Here is a 16,969-nt window from a genome sequence, read left to right as displayed (position 1 = left end):
CCTAGGGAAGAGAGGTTGAGACCCGGTCCGACCGAGGCGATTGACTCGTCAGTCAACGACCGGATGACGCGGATGGTAGCCCGTATTCGGGCGTGGTGCGACCATCGGCCGGATGGAGGAGGCGTTCTTCTGGGTCGTGGTCGGCGTGACGGGCGTCGCGGCGGTCCTGGCGCTGTGGGCCTTCGCCAAGCGCGACGAGGTCTACGACCAGATCGGCAAGGGCGGGCTGAGCCTGCGCGACGGCTCCGACGTGCCGTTGCGTCCGGCCGTGACGGGCGCCGCCGCGATCGCCGAGCGCGACGCCGAGGTCCGGCAGATGCTCGAGGCCCGCAACCGCCGCCGCGTGGCCCGCGGCGAGGCGCCGATCGACGTCGAGGCCGAGCTGGCCGCCCTGACCCGCCCGGCGGTCGACCGCGAGCTCCTGCTGGAGATCCGCGAGCTGGTCGAGTCGCGCAACCGGCGGCTCGTCCGGCAGGGCAAGGCGCCGCTGGACGTGGAGGCCGAGGTGGCGCGGCGGCTGCGGGACGTGGGCGCGGGCTGAGCCCGGTCCTGGGCCGTCCTGAGCGCACCCTCCGGACCATCCGTTGGCGGATCTTCCGCTCTCCAGCCTGAGAATCCGCCACTCGATGCCGTTTGGAGCGGGCCCCGCGGAGCCCGGCTAGCCCTTGGCCGTGGTGCCGCCGGTGGTCGTCGTCGTCGGCTTCGACGACTCGGACGTCCTGGTGGTCGACGACGGCGCGGACGTGCCGCCCGGGGCGTCGGTGCCGGTCTGGGCGGTCTTGAGCTCCACGACCGTGCGCTCCTTGCCCTCGCCGTAGACGTGGAAGAGCCGGCCGTCGCGGTGGACGCGCTGGAAGGTCTCGCCGTCGCGGGCGTTGCCCGAGCGGTTGACGTAGTGGCCCTTCTGGGCGCCCTCGAGGACCTTGGAGAACTCGTGGCCCTTGATCGGCTGGAGCTTGCGGGTCGCCTTGGCGTCCGACTCGGTGGTCGGCGTGGTGCCCGAGGCGGCCATCACGGCGCGGACGTCCATCACCTGCGTGGTCGGCAGGCGGACCGGCGCCTTGAGGGCGGCGGTCGCTAGGCGCGCAGCCCGTCGAGGGCCATGCGCAGCAGGCGGCGCGCCAGCTCGGGGTCCTCGGTGCGACGCTCGGCCGCGAGGGCGATGCCGTGGACGAGCGTCCCGAGGTCCGAGACGTCGACGCCCTCGCGCAGCGCGCCCTGGGCGGTGGCGCGGTCGGCCAGGGCGTTCATCGCGCCGTCCATGGTCCGGCAGGCGTCGTGCAGCGGCGAGCTGGCGTCGCTGACGCAGACGACGAGCCGGCTCGCGAGGCCGTGGAAGGTCGTGACGTGCTCGAGCAGCGCGACGAGCCAGGTGACCAGCGCCTCCCCCGCGTCGTCCTCCTGCAGGAGCGCCTCGGCCTTCGTCGCGAGCCCCTCGACGGAGTCTCGGAACGCGGCGTCGACGAGCGACTCGCGGGTCGGGAAGTGGCGGTAGAGCGTGCCGGAGCCGACGCCGGCGCTGCGGGCGATGTCGTCGAGCGACGCGTCGATGCCCTCGGTGGCGAAGGCCTCGCGGGCGGCGGCGAGCAGCGCGTCGCGGTTGCGCCGCGCGTCGGCGCGGAGCGGGCGCTCAGCGGCGGGGGACTGCAGATCGGCCATGGCTCGGGACAGACCTCCTGGAAACCGGGGACCGTCTCCGGTACAAACCGGGGACCGCCTCCACATATGCTAGCGTGCCTCACAAGCGGGGACAGTCCCCGTTTCTCGAGACTCCGCCACGCAAGGAGGCCCCGTGCCACCGCAGCCCCGCAGGCACCACGCCGGCATCGCCCTCGCCGTCATCGTCACCGTCCAGCTCATGGTCGTGCTCGACGCGACGGTGGTGAACGTCGCGCTGCCCGACATCCAGCAGGACCTCGGCTTCTCCCCCACGACGCTCTCGTGGGTCCTCAACGGCTACACCCTCGCCTTCGGCGGCCTGCTGCTCCTCGGCGGGCGCATCGGCGACGTCCTCGGGCGCCGCCGCGTGCTCGTCGCCGGCGTCGGCCTCTTCACCGCCGCCTCGCTGCTCGGCGCGATCGCGACCTCCGGCGGGCTGCTGCTCGCCGCCCGCGCGCTGCAGGGCGTGGGCGCCGCCGTCGCCGCGCCGAGCGTCCTCGCGCTGCTCATGACGAACTTCGAGGCCGGCGCGCCCCGCAACCGCGCGCTCGGCGTCTTCACCGCCGTCTCCGCCGCCGGCGGCTCGATCGGCCTGATCCTCGGCGGGATGCTCACGAGCTGGGCGTCCTGGCGCTGGGTGCTGGCCATCAACGTCCCGATCGGCGTGCTGGTCATGGCGATGGCGCCCCGCTTCATCGCCGAGGCCCCGCGCCAGACCGGGCGCTTCGACGTGCTCGGCGCGCTGAGCTCGACGCTCGGCATGGGCGCCCTGGTCTACGGCTTCATCCGCGTCGCCGAGTCCGGCTGGGGCGACACGACCGCGCACGTCATCTTCGCCGCGGCCGCCGCCGTCCTCGCCGCGTTCGTCGTCCACGAGTCGCGCACCGGCCAGCCGCTGCTGCCGCTGCGCCTGCTGCGCGAGCCCAACGCGCCGGGCGGCTACCTGGCGATGCTCCTGCTGCCGGCGACGCTGTTCGGGATGTTCTTCTTCCTGAGCCAGTTCCTCCAGCAGGCGCTCGGCTACAGCGCGCTGACCACCGGCCTGGCGTTCCTCCCGCTCACCGCGATGCTGTTCGCCGTCGGCCAGCTCGTGCCGCTGTGGCTGCCGCGCTTCGGCGCCAAGCCCTTCGTGCTGGCCGGCCTCGTGCTGATCGCGGCCGGGATGGGCTGGCTGACCCAGGTCGAGGCGGACTCGTCCTACCTGACCGCGCTCGCCGGGCCGCTGGCGCTCTTCGGCCTCGGCGCCGGGCTGAGCTTCATGCCGCTCAGCGCGGTGATCCTCGCCGGGGTGCGCGACGAGGACTCGGGCGCGGTCGGCGGCCTGCTGCAGGCCGTGCAGCAGCTCGGCGGCACGCTGGGCCTCGCCATCCTCGTGACGGTCTACGGCACCGCGATGCCCGACGGCGCCGCGCGCGCCGAGGTGGCCCCGGCGCCCGAGGTCCTGGCCGACGGCATGTCCAGCGCCCTGGTGGCCGGCACCGGCTTCGCGGTCCTGGCGCTGCTCGTCGCCGCGGTGGCGATCCGCGCGCCGAAGGTCCCGGCCGCGCCGCCGGCCGAGGCCGCCGTCCTCGAGTTCGCCTAGCCCCCCACGGGAGCCCCCGCGCCTAGTGCGCGGGGGCGCTCCCGCCGTCGCGCTTGTCGGCCAGCAGCGACGCGCTGATGCCGGCGGCGAAGCAGACCGCCACCATCGCCAGCGACGCCGCCGGCGACAGGTGGATGACGTCCTCGAGCAGGATCTTCAAGCCGACGAGGGCCAGGACGATCGCGAGCGTCGCGTCCAGGTAGCGGAAGCGCTTGATGAGCTCCTCGACCAGGACGAACAGCGCGCGCAGGCCCATCAGCGCGAACGCGTTGGCGGTCCAGATCACGAACGCGTCCTCGGAGATCGCGAACGCCGCCGGGATCGAGTCGACCGCGAAGGCGATGTCCGCCGCGCCGAGGGAGACGAAGGCCAGGAAGACCGGCGTCGCCTTGCGCTTGCCGTCCTCGTGGACGAAGAACGAGCCGCCCGCGTGCGTCGTCGTGACCGGGAAGACCCGCTTGGTCAGCCGGACGACGAGGTTCTTCTCCGGGTCGACGTCCTCGTGGCCGCCGCGCAGCATGCGGTAGGCCAGGACGAGCAGCGTCGCGCCCAGGACGTAGAGGACCCAGTGGAAGCGGTCGATGAGCTCGACGCCGACGAGGATCGCCAGACCGCGCAGGACGAGCGCGAGCACGATGCCCCAGAACAGGAGCTTCGTCCGGTGCTCCTCGGGGACCGCGAAGTACCCGAACAGCAGCAGGAAGACGAAGAGGTTGTCGAGCGAGAGCGTGCGCTCGATGAGGTAGACGGTCGTGTACTCGACCGCGCCGCTCGAGTCGTCGAGCGCCAGGACGACGAACGCCATGAGCAGGCTGAGCACGAGCCAGCCGACCGACCAGATCGCCGCCTCGCGGAACGACGGGTGCCGTCCGCGCGCGAAGAAGAGGAGGTCGACGAGCAGCAGGAGGATGACCACGAAGACGAGGCCACCCAGGGCGAAGGGGCTGGTGACGTTGGCGATGGGGGTCATGCGGCGAAGAAGGCGATGGCGAGGACGGCGTAGACGGCGAGGAGCTGGACGCCCTCGAACCAGTGCGACTCACCCTCGTGGGTCACGTGGTTGGCGATGAGCATCGCGAGCAGGATCGCCCCGAGCTCGAACCCGTTGAACACCAGGGCCATGGGATGGGGCCCGAGGAAGAACGAGGCGAGCACGAGGACCGGCGCGGCGAAGAGCGCGATCTGTGCGCTCGAGCCGATGGAGATGTTGACGGCGAGGTCCATCTTGTCCTTGCGCGCGACGAGCACCGCGACCCAGTGCTCGGCGGCGTTGCCGACGATCGCGACGACGATCACGCCGACGAAGAACTCCGACAGGCCGATGGACTCCGAGGCCTCGGTGATCGAGCCGACCAGGACCTCGGACATGACGCCGACGGCGACGCCGGCGCCGGCGAGCGCGAGGACGGCGGTGCGCACGGACCAGCTGCCCGCGTGCTCCTCCTCGTCCTCGGCGTGCGGCGGGTTGAAGAGCGTGCGGTGGGTCTTGAGCGAGAAGACCAGGCCGGCGCCGTAGCTCAGCAGCAGGACGAAGGCGACCGCGAGCGACAGGTGCTCGACCGTCGAGTCGTAGTCGATGCGCTCGGTGCCGGGCAGCGGCAGGCCCCGGCCCTCGATGAGCTCGAAGAGCGCCGGCATCACGAGCGCCACCGAGGCCAGCAGCAGCATCGTCATCTGCGCGCCGGCGGCGGTCGGGTCGAAGCGCTGGCGGTCGCGGCCCAGGCCGCCGATGAACATGGCGGCGCCGAGGACGAGCAGCAGGTTGCCGAGCATGGAGCCGACCAGCGAGGCCTTGACGACCTCGTGCAGGCCGGCGTTGAGCGCGAAGAGGGCGATGATGATCTCCGGCGCGTTGCCGAAGGTCACGTTGAGGAAGCCGCCGATGCCGGGGCCGGACTTCGCGGCGAGCTCCTCCGTGGCGCGGCCCATGAGCGCGGCGGTCGGGATGACGCCCGCCGCCGCGGCGAAGAAGACGAGCACCGGGTCGGCGTGCGCGAGCTCCACCGCGATGGCGATGGGGATGAACGGGACGAGCAGGTAGGGCCAGCCCTGGCTGCTCAGGAGGAAGCGCCGCATCGCCATCCGGTGCCCAGGACCTTACGGCCCGACGCCCCGAGGCGCCTCCGGGGCGGCGGGCGGCGGGTGCCGTCGGGCCGCTAGAGGAAGCGGCCGCAGCCCTGGATCTTCTCGACGTCCTGACCGGCCTTCGCGAGGCAGTCGAGGTACGCCTTGGGCGCGTCGGCCGCGCCGCCGCCGCCCGCGCCGGTGCCCGGCGCGGTCGTGGTGCCGCCGCCCGCGGACGAGCCCGTCGCGCCCGTGGCCCCGAGCGCACCGCCCAGCGCGGCCTGGAGCTCGGAGAACGGCCGGGCACCGGTGGGCGCGCGGACGGTCTGCTCCTCGTTGAGGTCGCGGACCGAGAACGTGAAGGCGATGCGGCCGGACTGCAGGCCGCCGACGCCCTCGCGCGCGTCGTCGGGCACCGCGACGTCGACGTCGACCGCCATGCGGCGCAGGGCGCCGTCGTCCTTGCCGGCCCAGACGTCGACCTGCGCGCTCTTGACCGAGCGGGCGATGTCCCGGCGCTGCTCGGCGGTCAGGCCGCCCGGCACCTTGCCGGCGCCCTCGAGCTCGAGCCCCTCGGCCCTGTCGAGCAGCCGGCTGACGTCCTCGAGCAGCTTGGGCACGTCGACCCGCGCGCGGACGTGGTTGGTGGCCGTCCCGCCGATCTGCTGCTCGCCGGCGCCCGCGGGGTCGCGCAGCCAGGTCAGCGGCTTGATGCCGAGCGACTCGAACGTCGGCCCGTCGGCGCTGTCGCCCTTGCCGCCGTCGGCCTCCTTGTTGGCCTGCTCGTAGCCGTCGCGGAACTGGCGGTAGAGCTGGTCGCCGAGGTCGAACGCCTGGCCCTGGAGCGTGACGTAGCCCTTCTCGCCCGTGGACGTGGCGCCCGCGGTGAACGTGTCGCCGCCCGCGGTGATGTCGAGGTCGAGGTCGAAGTCCGGCAGCTTGCCGCCGCCCTGGGACTGGAACGGCCCGTCGAGCTTGAGCTTGATCGGGCCCGACAGGCCCTGGAGGCCCTGCAGGTCGAGGTCGAGCGCGAGGCCCAGCCGGCCGCTCTTGAGCGACGTGCCCTCGCCGAAGGCGCCCTCCAGGACGCCGCGCGGGCTCGAGTCGCGCTCGTCGTCCCCACCGCAGGAGGCGAGCAGGCCGGCCGGCAGCAGGACGGCGCAGATCAGCAGGAGCAGGCGGGCGAGGCGGCGGTCGGGCACGTGGGGACGGCTCTCCGAGGGTGGTGCAACGGGGGCTGCGCGGGGCAGCGGAGGGCGACCGTAGCATCGGGCTCTTGCGCGCCACGCCGCTTCCCGCCGTCCTCGGGCGATGTGGAAAGTGCCTGGCACTTTCCACCGTCGTCGTGCTTGCCGGGCTGTCCGGGCCCGCGAGTGCCTCGCCGATCACCGTCCTCGAGCGCGACGGGCGGGCGGTCACGCGCGAGGACCCCTACCTGCCGCCGGCGAGCCCCGTCGACGTACCGGCGGGCGCGCTCGCGCCCGCCCGGGCCCCGCACGCCGGCGCGGTCGCCGCGGCGCGCAAGACCGTCCCGGGCGAGCTGCGGCGGCTGCTGGACGCCCAGGCGATCGACCAGGCCCACCACGACCGCTGGCGCACGGCCTTCGACGACGCCAGGCGCACGTGGCGCCGGCTGCGCGGGGCGCGGCGGACCGCGCTCGGCTCGGTGATCCGCACGACGCAGGACGTCGCGGCGAGCGGGCGGCTGACCGCCTCGCGCGCCCCCGCGCTGTTCCTCACGCTCGAGCGAAACCGCGCCTGGTGGGGCGGCGGGCCGCTGCTCGCCGCCGGGCGCCGCGTCTCGTTCGCCGGCTCGCGCCTGGTCTGGCAGCACTACCCCGGCCACGGCCTGCAGATCCAGTGGCTCGGGACCTTCGGCAAGGCCAACGGCCTCTTCCAGTCCACCGAGCACGACCCCGAGCTGCGCCAGCTCCTGGACGAGGCCGCGCCGCTGGCCGCCCAGCGCGCCGGCGGCATCGCGTGGGAGTACCTCTTCCCCTTCGACGGCGGCCGCCCGCCCTGGGCCAGCGCGATGGCCCAGGGCACGGCGATGCAGGCCTACAGCCGCGCGGCGATCCGGCTGCGCGAGCCGCGGTACTTCGAGGTCGCCCGGTCGGCGATGGGGATCTTCCGCACCGCCCCGCCGCAGGGCGTGCGCATCACCACCGACGCCGGCGCGCACTACCTCATCTACTCGTCGCTGCCGAAGCTCCGGGTCCTCAACGCGTTCGTCCAGGCGCTCAACGGCCTGCTGGACTTCGCCCGCCTGGCCAACGACGCCGAGGGCCGCGCGCTCTTCGAGCAGGGCGAGCGCGAGCTGCGCCGTGCGCTGCCGCGCTACGACACCGGCGCGTGGTCGATGTACTCGACCTCGCGTGAGTCCGACCTCGGCTACCACACGCTCGTGCGCGACTTCCTGCGCGGTCTGTGCCAGCGCCTCACGGACGTCCGCGACCGCCAGCCGGCGGTCCCGGAGGCCGGCACGCCGGACACGGGCGGGGTCGCGCCCACGGGCCCGCGGCCCGAGGTCCCCGACCCGGCGCTGTACTGCGACACGGCCACCCGGTTCACCGGCTACCTGCGCGAGAAGCCCGAGCTCGAGCTGCGCACGACGCGCCTGCGCGAGGCCGTGACCGGCAAGCTGCGCTTCTCGCTGTCGAAGGTCTCGACGGTCTCGATCACCGTCCTGCGCGGCGGACGGGTCGTCGAGGCCCGCACCCTGCGCCTCGGCGGCGGCCAGCGCGCGATCGGGCTGCGCCCGTCGAAGGCCGGGCCGCTGACCGTCCGGCTGCGGGCGGTCGACCTGGCGGGCAACGCCGGAGCGGTCCAGCGCGTCGTGCGCGTCGCACCCAAGCGCTGAGCCGCGCTGACCGGCAGCGGACACGCGCCGGGTTCCGGTCCATCGGCGCCGCCAGATCGGGCAGCCGTCATCGTTGCTGCCGACGATGCGCGCACGGACGATCGCCGCACTCGCCCTCCTGAGCCTGCTCGCCGCCCCCTCGGCGGCCGACGCGGTCGTGGGCGGCCACCGCGTCGGCAGCGACGTGCCCCACATGGTGGGCCTGCTGCAGGACGGCCGCTTCATCTGCGGCGGCTCCCTCGTCGCCCCCGACCGCGTGATGACCGCGGCGCACTGCGTCACCACCGGCGAGGGCGGCGCCCCCACCGCCCCTGGCCGCCTCTCGTTCGTCGTCGGCCGCCGCCAGCTCGAGGGCCCCGGCGGCGAGGTCGTCCCCGCCAGCGACGTCCTCGTCCACGAGGGCTACGACGACGAGGCCCAGCGCAACGACGTGGCGCTCGTGCGCCTCGCCCGTCCCGTGAGGACCGGCGCGCCGATCGCGCTGGCCGACCCGGTCACGCAGCGCGCGCTGTGGGCGCCCGGCAGGCGCGCGACGGTCACCGGCTGGGGCGCCAACGCCTCGCTCATCCTCTTCACCTCCGGCGCGACGAACGACCTCCAGGAGGTCGACGTGCCCATCCGCTCGGACCGGGAGTGCGCGAGCAACTCGGCCTTCGGCTACGACGCGGCGACGATGGTCTGCGCCGGCGAGGCGATGGGCGGCAAGGACTCCTGCCAGGGCGACTCGGGCGGGCCGCTGACCGTCACGGGCGCCGACGGCCGCCGCGTCCAGGTCGGCATCGTCTCCTTCGGCTTCGGCTGCGGCTTCCCGACCCAGTACGGCGTCTACAGCCGTGTGGGGGACCGCCAGCTCTTCGACTGGGTCGTCAGCCGCGAGCCCCGAGCGACCGCCGGCGTGCCGACGACCGCCCAGACGTCCACCACGACCACGGGTGGCGGCGCCGCGACGGCGCCCGTGGCCGCCCGCGCGCGGCTGAGCTTCGCCGCGGCCAAGCGCGACCGCCGCGGCCTGCTGCTGCCGGTCACCGCCTCGCGCGCCGTGCGGGGCGTGACCGTCTCGCTCGTGCGCAGGGCCGGCGGGCGCACCGTCGTCCTGGCCAAGGCGCGCATCAGCCGCCTGGACGGAACGCGCACCGTGCGCCTGGCGCTGCGGCGCTCGCTGGACCGTGTCCGCGTCCAGCTGCGGGCGACGGGCGCGGACGGCAGCGCGGTGCGGGCCGGCGGCGCGCTGCGCGTCAAGCGGTAGCCCGCGCGGCCGCGTAGGGTCAGGCGCCCAGTGGCGCCGCGGACCATCCTCCACACGGGCAAGGGCGGAGCCGGCCGCACCGCGGTCGCCGCGGCCACCGCGCGCCGCTGCGCCGCCGCCGGCCACCGGACCCTGTTGCTGGGAGCCGACCCGTCCCACGGGATCGGCCCCGCGCTCGGGCAGGAGCCAGGCCCCGACCCGCAGCAGGCCGGCGACCTGCTGTGGGTCCAGGAGGTCCGCGCGCAGGAGGAGCTCGAGCGCCGCTGGGCCGGTGCCCGGTGGCTCGAGGCGCTGCTGGCGGCCCGCGGCGTCCCGCCGGTGAGCGCCGAGGAGCTCACCGCGCCCCCCGGCTTCGACGCGCTCTTCGCGCTGCTGGTCCTCAAGCGCCACCACGACGGGCGCGACTTCGACGTCGTCGTCGTCGACGGGCCGCCGACCGGCGCGGCGCTGCGGCTGCTGGCGCTGCCCGACCAGACCCGCTGGTGGCTGGCGCGCCTGGCGCCCCGGCAGGGACCGGTGCTGCACGCCGCCCAGCGGCTGGTCCGCGACCTCATCGCCATGAACGAGGTGCTGGGCGACCACGACCGCGCCAGCGTCCGGCTCGTCACGACGGCCGATCCCGAGGCGGTGGACGAGGCGCGCGACGCCTCGACGTCGCTCAGCCTCCACGGCGTCCTGTGCGACGCGCTGGTCGTCAACCGCGTGCTCGGCGACGACGCCGGCCCGCTGTTCGACGACCTGCGCGCGCGCCAGCGCGAGGGGCTGGCGGCCGCGCGGGCCTCCTTCGCCCCCGCGCCGGTCCTGGAGGTCCCGTGGCTGGCCGCCCAGCCGCGCGGCGACGCCGGCCTCGACGCCCTCGCCGAGGCGGTCTTCGGCGAGCGCGACCCCGCCGCCGTGCTGCACCGCGGCGAGGGCCAGAGCCTCGAGGTCGGGCCCGAGCGCGCGACCCTCCGCCTCGCGCTGCCCTTCGCCCGCCAGGACGAGATCTCGCTCAAGCGCCACGGGACGGACTTGGTGGTGCGCGTCGCCGGGCACAAGCGGACCCTGTCCCTGCCACCGGCGCTCGAGGACTACCGTCCCGCCGGCGCCCGCTTCGACGACGGGGCCCTCACCGTGACCTTCGACCGCCTGCCCGCCACCGCGTGACCGACGAGGACGACCCGCTCGACCAGCTGCGCGAGCGCGTGCGCGCGACGCAGGCGGCGGCGGAGAAGCTCATCGCCGAGGGCGTCCCGCCGCAGGGCTGGGCGACGCCCGAGGACCACGCCGAGGCCACGCGCGAGGTGCAGGCGCTGGCGGCCCTGCTGCAGGCGCTGCGCGACCTCGTCCCGCCCGACCTCCAGGAGCAGCTGCGCGAGGTCATCCGCCAGCTGCTGCTGCTCGTGCGGGCGCTCGTGGACTGGTGGGTGCAGCGCATCGAGGACCACGCCGGACCGGGACCGGCGCCGGGCGACGCCGGGCCACGGCTCGAGGACATCCCCGTCGACGGACCCGCCTAGACTCCGGCCTCGGATGCCCGAGGCAGCGACGACCTGGGTCCTCACCGGCTCACCGGAGAACTTCGCGGCGACGCGCGCCCACGGCTTCCGCCTCATCGGGATGAAGGAGCGCCGGCGCAACCAGGCGCTGCAGATGGAGCCCGGCGACCGGATCGTCTTCTACCTCACGAAGGTCGGGCGCTTCGGCGGCTCCGTGCGCATCGCCGGCGAGATGTTCGAGGACCGCACGCCCGTGTGGCCGGGCAAGCCGGGCGCGCCCGACCCGTACCCGTGGCGCTTCCCCACCGAGCCGGAGGTCGTGCTCGACGAGGACGCCTGGGTCGACGCCGCGGTGGTCAAGGATGACCTCGAGCACATCCGCAAGTGGCCGCCCGAGCACTGGAAGCTCGCCTTCCAGGGCCAGCTGCGCACCGTGTCCGACGCCGACGCCGAGCGCCTCCTGCAGGCGATGCGCGGCGCGTGAGCCGGTCCGCCGTCCAGCACCGCCGCCTCGCCGCGGCCGCGTGCCTCGCCCTGTTCGTGACGATGTTCCTGCCGTGGTACTCGCGCAGCGCGGTGGGCTTCGACCCCCGGGCGCGCGAGCCGGTGAAGCTCGACGACACGCTCAACGCCTTCCAGGTCTTCTCGTTCGTCGAGGCCGCCGTCCTGCTCGTGGCCCTCGCGGTCCTGTACCTGCTGTGGGCACGCGAGCAGCGAAAGGCCTTCCACCTCCCGGGCGGCGACGGGACGGTCATCGCCGCCGCGGGCATCTGGGTCTGTCTCCTGGTCTTCTGGCGCCAGTTCGACCAGCCCGACGCCGACCCGGTGAGCGGCATCGCCACCGAGACCGGCGTGAGCTGGGGGATCTTCGTGACCTTCCTCGCGGGCGCGCTGCTCGCCTACGCCGGGGTCCGCATGCGCCGCGACCACGTGCCCGAGCCGCCGCTGCCGGCGGCCGAGGGCGACTGGGTGGAGGGCGGTCCCCGGCGGCCGCGCGCCACCGGCCCTTCCGCCGAGCGCCGCGAGCCGCGCCCGCCGCGCCGGCGCACCGACCGCCGCGCCTTCGACGACGTCCCGGCGCCCGCCGAGCCGCCGACGATGCGCATGCCGGGCGACGAGGCGCCGACCACGCCCGCGCCGCCCGACGAGCTGCCGACCCGCACGCTCGGACCCGACGAGGCGCCGACGCGCGCCGTGCGCCGCCCGACGGTCGACGGCGGCGACCAGCTCTCGTTCGACGACTCGTAGCGGCGTCTGCGCCATCCGCGAATGGCGCGCGGCGGGGCGGGAACCCCTGCGGCACACCCCGTCGTCCCGAGGAGAGAGGCAGACATGAGGTCCCCCTTCCGCCGCCGTCACACCGACACGAGCGACGCCCGCACCGGCGTCTCGCTGGCCAAGGGGCCGGCGCTGCTCGTCGGCTCCGTCCTGCTCGCCTACGGCCTCACCGGCCTGCTCACGAACTCGACGTTCCCCGACTTCTCGGCGGCCTTCCCCGACGGCACCGCACAGGGCGAGTCGTGGCTCGGCCCGGAGGTCAACGGCTGGACGAACTGGCTGTGCATCGCGGCGGGCGGCCTGCTGCTCTTCGGCGCCGCCCAGCACCTGCTGGCCAAGACGATGTCGCTCGTCGTGGGCCTGGCGCTCGCCGCCGCCACCGTCATCGCCGTCATCGACGGTGAGGACGTGCTCGGACTCGCCGCCGCCAACGGCTGGACGAAGCTCGGCCTGGGCATCGCCGCCGCCGTCCTGCTCGTCAACGTCCTGATGCCGCGCACGAAGGGCAAGCGCGACCACGAGCTCCACGCGCACCGCGACCACGACGCCCACGTGCACCACGATCGCGACGTCCGGACGACCCGCGACGAGCCGGCCACCACGGTCCTGCCGGAGCAGGAGCACGCCGGCGCGCAGCGCACGGGCCGCTTCACCCGCGACCCCGAGGCGATCGAGCCCGAGCGCCAGCGCCAGGTCGTCGGCCTGGGCGACGAGCCCGAGCGCGGGGGCCCGGAGCGCCCGCCGCGGGTCTAGTCCTCGAAGAGGGCGTAGCCGTACGCGCCGCGCTTGTAGGCGAGGCGCGCGATGGAGTGCATGCGCGCGTCGTCGTTGCGCTCGAGGCGGTCCAGGGTGGCCTCGACGCGCCCGGCGGCGCGCCGGCAGAACGTCTCGGCGATGAAGCGCTCCTGGCCTGAGGCCTCGACGCCCTGGTCCTCGAAGATCGAGGTCACCCGGGACAGGACCGCGACCTGGGCCAGGACGTCGGAGAGCGCCTCGCTGTAGCGCTTGTGGCTCATGCCCTGGTCGACGATCGCCCGGCCGTGGCGGCGCAGGAGCCCCTCGCCGGCGCCGCGCAGGTGCTTGACCTGGTCGCCGACCTTCGAGGCGAGGTCGCCGAGCTCGGGGTGCGCGCGGGTGATCGAGTCGGGCATCACCTCGCGGCGCACCCGGCCCAGCGCGTAGGAGCCGAGCGAGCCCAGCGTGCCGATCGGGTCGGTGAGGTGCAGGTCGCCGAGGTCGGAGAGCTCCTCCCCCAGCGGCTTGAGCGCCGTGAGCGCGATGTACGAGCGCAGGACGTCGTTGGCGCCCTCGAAGATCGGGAAGATCCGGATGTCGCGCAGGATCTGCTCGTAGGGCTGGTCGCGCATGTAGCCCAGCCCGCCCGCGAGCTGGAGCGAGCGGTTGGCCTGGTACCAGACGTACTCGGTCCCGACGACCTTGCAGATCGCCGACTCGACGGAGTAGTCCTCGATGCCCTGGTCGATCAGGCCCGTGGTGAGGTAGGCCATCGACTCGAGCGCGAAGAGATGGCTGACCATCCAGCCGATCTTGTCCTCGACCATGTCGAAGTCGCCGATCGCCTTGCCGAACTGCCGGCGCGTCGTGACGTGGTCGATCGAGAGGTCCAGGAGCCGCTTGGCCAGGCCGACGGAGCCGGTGCCCAGGCCGATGCGGCCGTTGTTGAGCACCTGCATGGCGATCCGGAAGCCGTCGCCCGGCTCGCCGAGGACGTTCTCGGGCGGCACCCGCACGTCGTTGAAGCGCACCGGGCAGAGGTGGTTGCCCTTGAGGCCCATGGTCTCGTAGCGCGGGCCGGTCTGGTCGAAGCCCTCCATCCCCTTCTCGACCAGGAGCGCGATGTGCGAGTCCTTGCCGTCGGGCAGCTCGCAGCGGGCGAAGACCGTCAGGACGTCGCCGCGACAGCCGTTGCCGATCCAGCGCTTCTCGCCGTTGAGCAGCCACGAGCCGTCGGGCTGCTGCACCGCGCGGGTCTCGATGTCGTAGGCGTCGCTGCCCGCGTTGGGCTCGGTGAGCGCGAAGCCGGCGAGCTTGCGGCCCGTGGCCAGGTCCGGCAGGAAGCGCTCCTTCTGCTCGTCGGTGCCGACGAGGTGGATCGCCTTGAGCCCGATGGACTGGTGGACGCCCAGCGCGATCGTCAGCGACCCGTCGACCTGGCCGATCGCCTCGAAGACCCGCGCGTAGCCGGTCTGGGACAGGCCCTGGCCGCCGTAGCGCTCGTCGACGTAGAGGCCCATGACGCCGATGTCGCCCAGGTCGCGGAAGACCTGGTCCTCGATCGTCCCCGTCTCGTCGATGCGCCGCGAGTCGACGTTCGCGGCCGCGTACTCGCGGAAGTCGGAGATGAGCCGGCGGACCTTCTGGGCCTCGGCCTCGTCGGCCAGCGGGTACGGGAAGACGAGCTCCTCGTGGATCTCGCCGAGCGCGAGGGCCTTGGTGAACGACGCGGCGGCGGTGGCGGAGGACGGCATGCGCCGTCCTCTACCCACCGGCGTCCGCGGTCAGACCGACCGCCGGGCCAGGCCTAGCCCACCCGGAAGGCCCCCACGAGGCGCTCGAGCTCCTCCGCGGTGCGGGCCAGCTGCTGCGCGGACGCGGCGACCTGCTGCGAGGAGGCCGACGTCTGCTCGGTCGAGGCGGAGACCTCCTCCGTGGAGGCCGAGGACTGCTCCGCGACGGCGGCGATCTCCGCGACCTCGCCCTGCACCGCCTCGGCGCCGCGCGCCACGTCGGACGCCATCTCGGCGATCTCGGCGATGCGCGCCGTGACCTCGTCGACCGCCGCCCCGATCGTCTCGAAGGCGGCGCGCGCCTCGTCCACGGTCCCGGAGCTCGCCTGGGTGCGCTGCGCGCCCTCGGCGACGGCGTCGACGGCGCGCTGCGTCTCGGCCTGGATCTCGTCGATGAGCTGGGCGATCGAACCGGCGGCCGCCTCCGAGCCCTCGGCGAGCTTGCGGACCTCGTCGGCGACGACCGCGAACCCGCGGCCCTGCTCGCCGGCCCGGGCCGCCTCGATCGCGGCGTTCAGCGCGAGGAGGTTGGTCTGGGAGGAGATGTCGGTGATCGTCTCCACGATCCCGCCGATGCGCTCGGACCGCCCGGCCAGCCCCGACATGACGTCGCGGACCGCCTCGGTCGAGGAGCGCACCGCGTCCATCGCGTCGCTGACCTGCGCGGCGGCGACGACGCCGTCGCGGGCGACCTGGCGGGCGCGCTCGGCGGCCGCGGCGGTCTCCTGGGCGGCGGCCGCGCTCTGCTGCACGCGCGAGCCAACCTCCTCGGACAGCGATCGCGCGCTGTCGACCATGCGCACCTGCTTCTCGGCGCCCGCGGCGACGTCGGTCACCGCGTGGGCGATCTCGCCGATCGCGCGCCCGGCGTCCTCGGAGCTGCGGGCCATCTCGCCCGAGGCCTGCGCCACGTGACCGGCGCTCGTGCGCACGCCGCCCAGCGTCTCGGCCAGCCGGACGCGGGTGCCGTCGTAGGCCTCGACCGACGCCCGGGTGCTGGCCACGAGCTCGTCGAGGGCCTCCGCCGCCTGGCCGACCTCGTCGGCGCTGCGGTGGCCCGAGGGCTCCGTCGTGGCGGCGGCGCCCACGGTGAGGTCACCGGCGGCCATCGCCTCGAGCCCGGCCTGCAGGGCCGGGACGTCCTCGCGCGACAGCGACCGCAGGCGGGCGACGAAGCCGGCCAGCGGCGCGGTGAGCCGGCGGGCGACGAGCACGACGGCGCCGGCGACGAGCAGGACGAGGAGGAGCCCGGCGACGAGCAGCGTCGTGCGCAGCTCGTGGGCCGCGGCGAGCACCTCGTCGCTCGGAGCGACGACGAGCACGCCGACACCGCCGGTCTGCACCGGCGCCCAGGCGACGGTCAGGTCCTCGCCCTCGCTGGTCGTGTCCTCGACCGCGCCGGCCTTCCCGCCGCGCAGGGCCGCCAGGATCTGGCCCGCACCGGTCATGCCGGCCTGGCGGGCGACCTGGTCGAGCGTCGCCTTGCCCAGGACGCGCTTGTCCGGACCGGCCAGGAGCTTGCCGCCGCGGGAGACGGCCATCGCGTAGCCGGAGTCGAGCACGCGCTGGCGGGCCACCTCGGCCTGCAGCGTGTCCAGGACGATGTCCGCCGCGGCGACGCCGGCGAAGCGCCCGTCGCGGAGGATCGGGGTCGCGTAGGTCGTCATCAGCGCGCCGTCGTAGAGGACCGGCTCGGTGACGAGCTCGCGCTTGGTGCGCTTGGGGAGCGCGTAGTACTCCTGCGTGTCGGGGTCGACGATCGGGTCGAGCGCCTCGTCGCCCTCCAGCCGGTTGGCGTACGGGCCGAAGCGCCCGCCCTCCATGGCACCGGGGGTGCCGGCGAAGGCGGCGTCGGGGCCGCCGGCCTGCCCCGGCTCGAAGGTGTACGAGACGCCGGCCAGCTCCTCGTTGGCGCGCAGCGTGCGGCGCAGCACGTCGATGGCGCCGGTGCGCGAGAGGCCGGAGCCCTCGACCGCGTCGGCGAGCGTCCGGGCGACGCTGGCGGCGCGCGCCGCGTCGGCGTCGATGTGGTTGGCGATGGCCGTGGCCTGCTGGACGAGCTCGCGGCGGGCGCTCTGCTCCTGGGCGGCGGTCGCGCTGCGGACGGCCAGCAGCGTCATGACCCCGACGCCGAGGACGACGAGCGGGACGAGGACGGCGACGAGCTTGCCGCGCAGGGACCGCGGCTGGGGGACGCCGCGCGGGGCACGCGGCAGGGGGAACGACATGAGGCCTCCGTGGCCTTGGGGTGGACGGACCTCCGGGGAGATCGGC

Annotated in this window: 16 protein-coding genes; 9 read left to right on the top strand and 7 right to left on the bottom strand. The window is 74.6% G+C overall.

From position 1 onward, the window contains the following. Positions 1-112: 112 nt before the first annotated feature. Positions 113-541, top strand: a complete 429-nt coding sequence (locus JUB12_RS20480) for a hypothetical protein (RefSeq protein WP_205697296.1) — start codon at positions 113-115, stop codon at positions 539-541. A gap of 117 nt (positions 542-658) precedes the next feature. Here the strand turns inward: JUB12_RS20480 and JUB12_RS20475 are convergent, their stop codons facing one another. Together JUB12_RS20475 and JUB12_RS20470 are read right to left on the bottom strand one after the other, a co-directional pair. Then, positions 659-1,030 (bottom strand): hypothetical protein, encoded by a 372-nt coding sequence (locus JUB12_RS20475; protein ID WP_205697295.1) that lies wholly within the window; start codon positions 1,028-1,030, stop codon positions 659-661. A 47-nt stretch (positions 1,031-1,077) separates the two neighbouring features. Then, positions 1,078-1,659 carry a TetR/AcrR family transcriptional regulator gene (locus JUB12_RS20470; RefSeq protein WP_205697294.1) on the bottom strand — a complete coding sequence of 194 codons (582 nt, stop codon included), beginning with the start codon at positions 1,657-1,659 and terminating at the stop codon, positions 1,078-1,080. Between the two features lie 133 nt (positions 1,660-1,792). Here JUB12_RS20470 and JUB12_RS20465 point away from each other — a divergent pair, with 133 nt between their 5' ends. After that, entirely contained in the window at positions 1,793-3,241 is a 1,449-nt protein-coding gene (locus tag JUB12_RS20465; RefSeq protein ID WP_205697293.1) for an MFS transporter, read from the top strand. A 22-nt stretch (positions 3,242-3,263) separates the two neighbouring features. On the opposite strand, the gene JUB12_RS20460 is transcribed toward JUB12_RS20465, so the two are convergent. The 3 genes from JUB12_RS20460 to JUB12_RS20450 form a co-directional block, all read right to left on the bottom strand. After that, positions 3,264-4,211: a TerC/Alx family metal homeostasis membrane protein gene (locus JUB12_RS20460; RefSeq protein ID WP_205697292.1), complete on the bottom strand. Its 948-nt coding sequence runs from the start codon at positions 4,209-4,211 to the stop codon at positions 3,264-3,266. Next, positions 4,208-5,323, bottom strand: a complete 1,116-nt coding sequence (cax, locus tag JUB12_RS20455) for a calcium/proton exchanger (protein ID WP_205697291.1) — start codon at positions 5,321-5,323, stop codon at positions 4,208-4,210. Before cax ends, JUB12_RS20460 begins: the two co-directional genes overlap by 4 nt. Positions 5,324-5,397: 74 nt before the next feature. After that, positions 5,398-6,507 (bottom strand): hypothetical protein, encoded by a 1,110-nt coding sequence (locus JUB12_RS20450; protein ID WP_205697290.1) that lies wholly within the window; start codon positions 6,505-6,507, stop codon positions 5,398-5,400. A gap of 143 nt (positions 6,508-6,650) precedes the next feature. Here JUB12_RS20450 and JUB12_RS20445 point away from each other — a divergent pair, with 143 nt between their 5' ends. The 7 genes from JUB12_RS20445 to JUB12_RS20415 all read left to right on the top strand — a co-directional run bounded on the left by JUB12_RS20445 (position 6,651) and on the right by JUB12_RS20415 (position 12,920). After that, positions 6,651-8,165 carry a D-glucuronyl C5-epimerase family protein gene (locus JUB12_RS20445; RefSeq protein ID WP_205697289.1) on the top strand — a complete coding sequence of 505 codons (1,515 nt, stop codon included), beginning with the start codon at positions 6,651-6,653 and terminating at the stop codon, positions 8,163-8,165. Positions 8,166-8,250: 85 nt separating this feature from the next. Then, positions 8,251-9,411 carry a serine protease gene (locus tag JUB12_RS20440; RefSeq protein WP_205697288.1) on the top strand — a complete coding sequence of 387 codons (1,161 nt, stop codon included), beginning with the start codon at positions 8,251-8,253 and terminating at the stop codon, positions 9,409-9,411. A 30-nt stretch (positions 9,412-9,441) separates the two neighbouring features. Then, on the top strand, positions 9,442-10,557 hold the full coding sequence (locus JUB12_RS20435) for an ArsA family ATPase (RefSeq protein WP_205697287.1): 1,116 nt from the start codon (positions 9,442-9,444) through the stop codon (positions 10,555-10,557). Beyond that, positions 10,554-10,910 (top strand): hypothetical protein, encoded by a 357-nt coding sequence (locus JUB12_RS20430; protein WP_205697286.1) that lies wholly within the window; start codon positions 10,554-10,556, stop codon positions 10,908-10,910. Before JUB12_RS20435 ends, JUB12_RS20430 begins: the two co-directional genes overlap by 4 nt. Positions 10,911-10,923: 13 nt before the next feature. Beyond that, positions 10,924-11,373 carry an EVE domain-containing protein gene (locus JUB12_RS20425; protein ID WP_205697285.1) on the top strand — a complete coding sequence of 150 codons (450 nt, stop codon included), beginning with the start codon at positions 10,924-10,926 and terminating at the stop codon, positions 11,371-11,373. Further along, positions 11,370-12,137 (top strand): hypothetical protein, encoded by a 768-nt coding sequence (locus JUB12_RS20420; protein ID WP_205697284.1) that lies wholly within the window; start codon positions 11,370-11,372, stop codon positions 12,135-12,137. The genes JUB12_RS20425 and JUB12_RS20420 overlap by 4 nt, the downstream gene beginning before the upstream one ends. Before the next feature lie 84 nt (positions 12,138-12,221). Beyond that, positions 12,222-12,920, top strand: coding sequence for a DUF4383 domain-containing protein (locus tag JUB12_RS20415; RefSeq protein ID WP_205697283.1), 699 nt, complete (start codon positions 12,222-12,224; stop codon positions 12,918-12,920). On the opposite strand, the gene JUB12_RS20410 is transcribed toward JUB12_RS20415, so the two are convergent. Continuing rightward, on the bottom strand, positions 12,917-14,656 hold the full coding sequence (locus tag JUB12_RS20410) for an acyl-CoA dehydrogenase family protein (RefSeq protein WP_205697282.1): 1,740 nt from the start codon (positions 14,654-14,656) through the stop codon (positions 12,917-12,919). The genes JUB12_RS20415 and JUB12_RS20410 overlap by 4 nt on opposite strands. Before the next feature lie 53 nt (positions 14,657-14,709). Further along, positions 14,710-16,923 (bottom strand): methyl-accepting chemotaxis protein, encoded by a 2,214-nt coding sequence (locus tag JUB12_RS20405; protein WP_205697281.1) that lies wholly within the window; start codon positions 16,921-16,923, stop codon positions 14,710-14,712. Positions 16,924-16,969 lie beyond the last annotated feature (46 nt).

The organism is Conexibacter sp. SYSU D00693 (assembly GCF_017084525.1).
Lineage (GTDB): Bacteria > Actinomycetota > Thermoleophilia > Solirubrobacterales > Solirubrobacteraceae > Baekduia.
The sequence above is the reverse complement of the archived record's forward strand: the minus strand, read 5'-3'. Positions and strand labels throughout refer to the sequence as shown.

Coding starts and splice junctions, on each gene's coding strand:
- JUB12_RS20480 (WP_205697296.1), top strand. CDS start 113: ATGGAGGAGGCGTTCTTCTGGGTCGTGGTCGGCGTGACGGGCGTCGCG.
- JUB12_RS20475 (WP_205697295.1), bottom strand. CDS start 1,030: ATGGACGTCCGCGCCGTGATGGCCGCCTCGGGCACCACGCCGACCACC.
- JUB12_RS20470 (WP_205697294.1), bottom strand. CDS start 1,659: ATGGCCGATCTGCAGTCCCCCGCCGCTGAGCGCCCGCTCCGCGCCGAC.
- JUB12_RS20460 (WP_205697292.1), bottom strand. CDS start 4,211: ATGACCCCCATCGCCAACGTCACCAGCCCCTTCGCCCTGGGTGGCCTC.
- cax (WP_205697291.1), bottom strand. CDS start 5,323: ATGGCGATGCGGCGCTTCCTCCTGAGCAGCCAGGGCTGGCCCTACCTG.
- JUB12_RS20440 (WP_205697288.1), top strand. CDS start 8,251: ATGCGCGCACGGACGATCGCCGCACTCGCCCTCCTGAGCCTGCTCGCC.
- JUB12_RS20425 (WP_205697285.1), top strand. CDS start 10,924: ATGCCCGAGGCAGCGACGACCTGGGTCCTCACCGGCTCACCGGAGAAC.
- JUB12_RS20415 (WP_205697283.1), top strand. CDS start 12,222: ATGAGGTCCCCCTTCCGCCGCCGTCACACCGACACGAGCGACGCCCGC.
- JUB12_RS20410 (WP_205697282.1), bottom strand. CDS start 14,656: ATGCCGTCCTCCGCCACCGCCGCCGCGTCGTTCACCAAGGCCCTCGCG.
- JUB12_RS20405 (WP_205697281.1), bottom strand. CDS start 16,923: ATGTCGTTCCCCCTGCCGCGTGCCCCGCGCGGCGTCCCCCAGCCGCGG.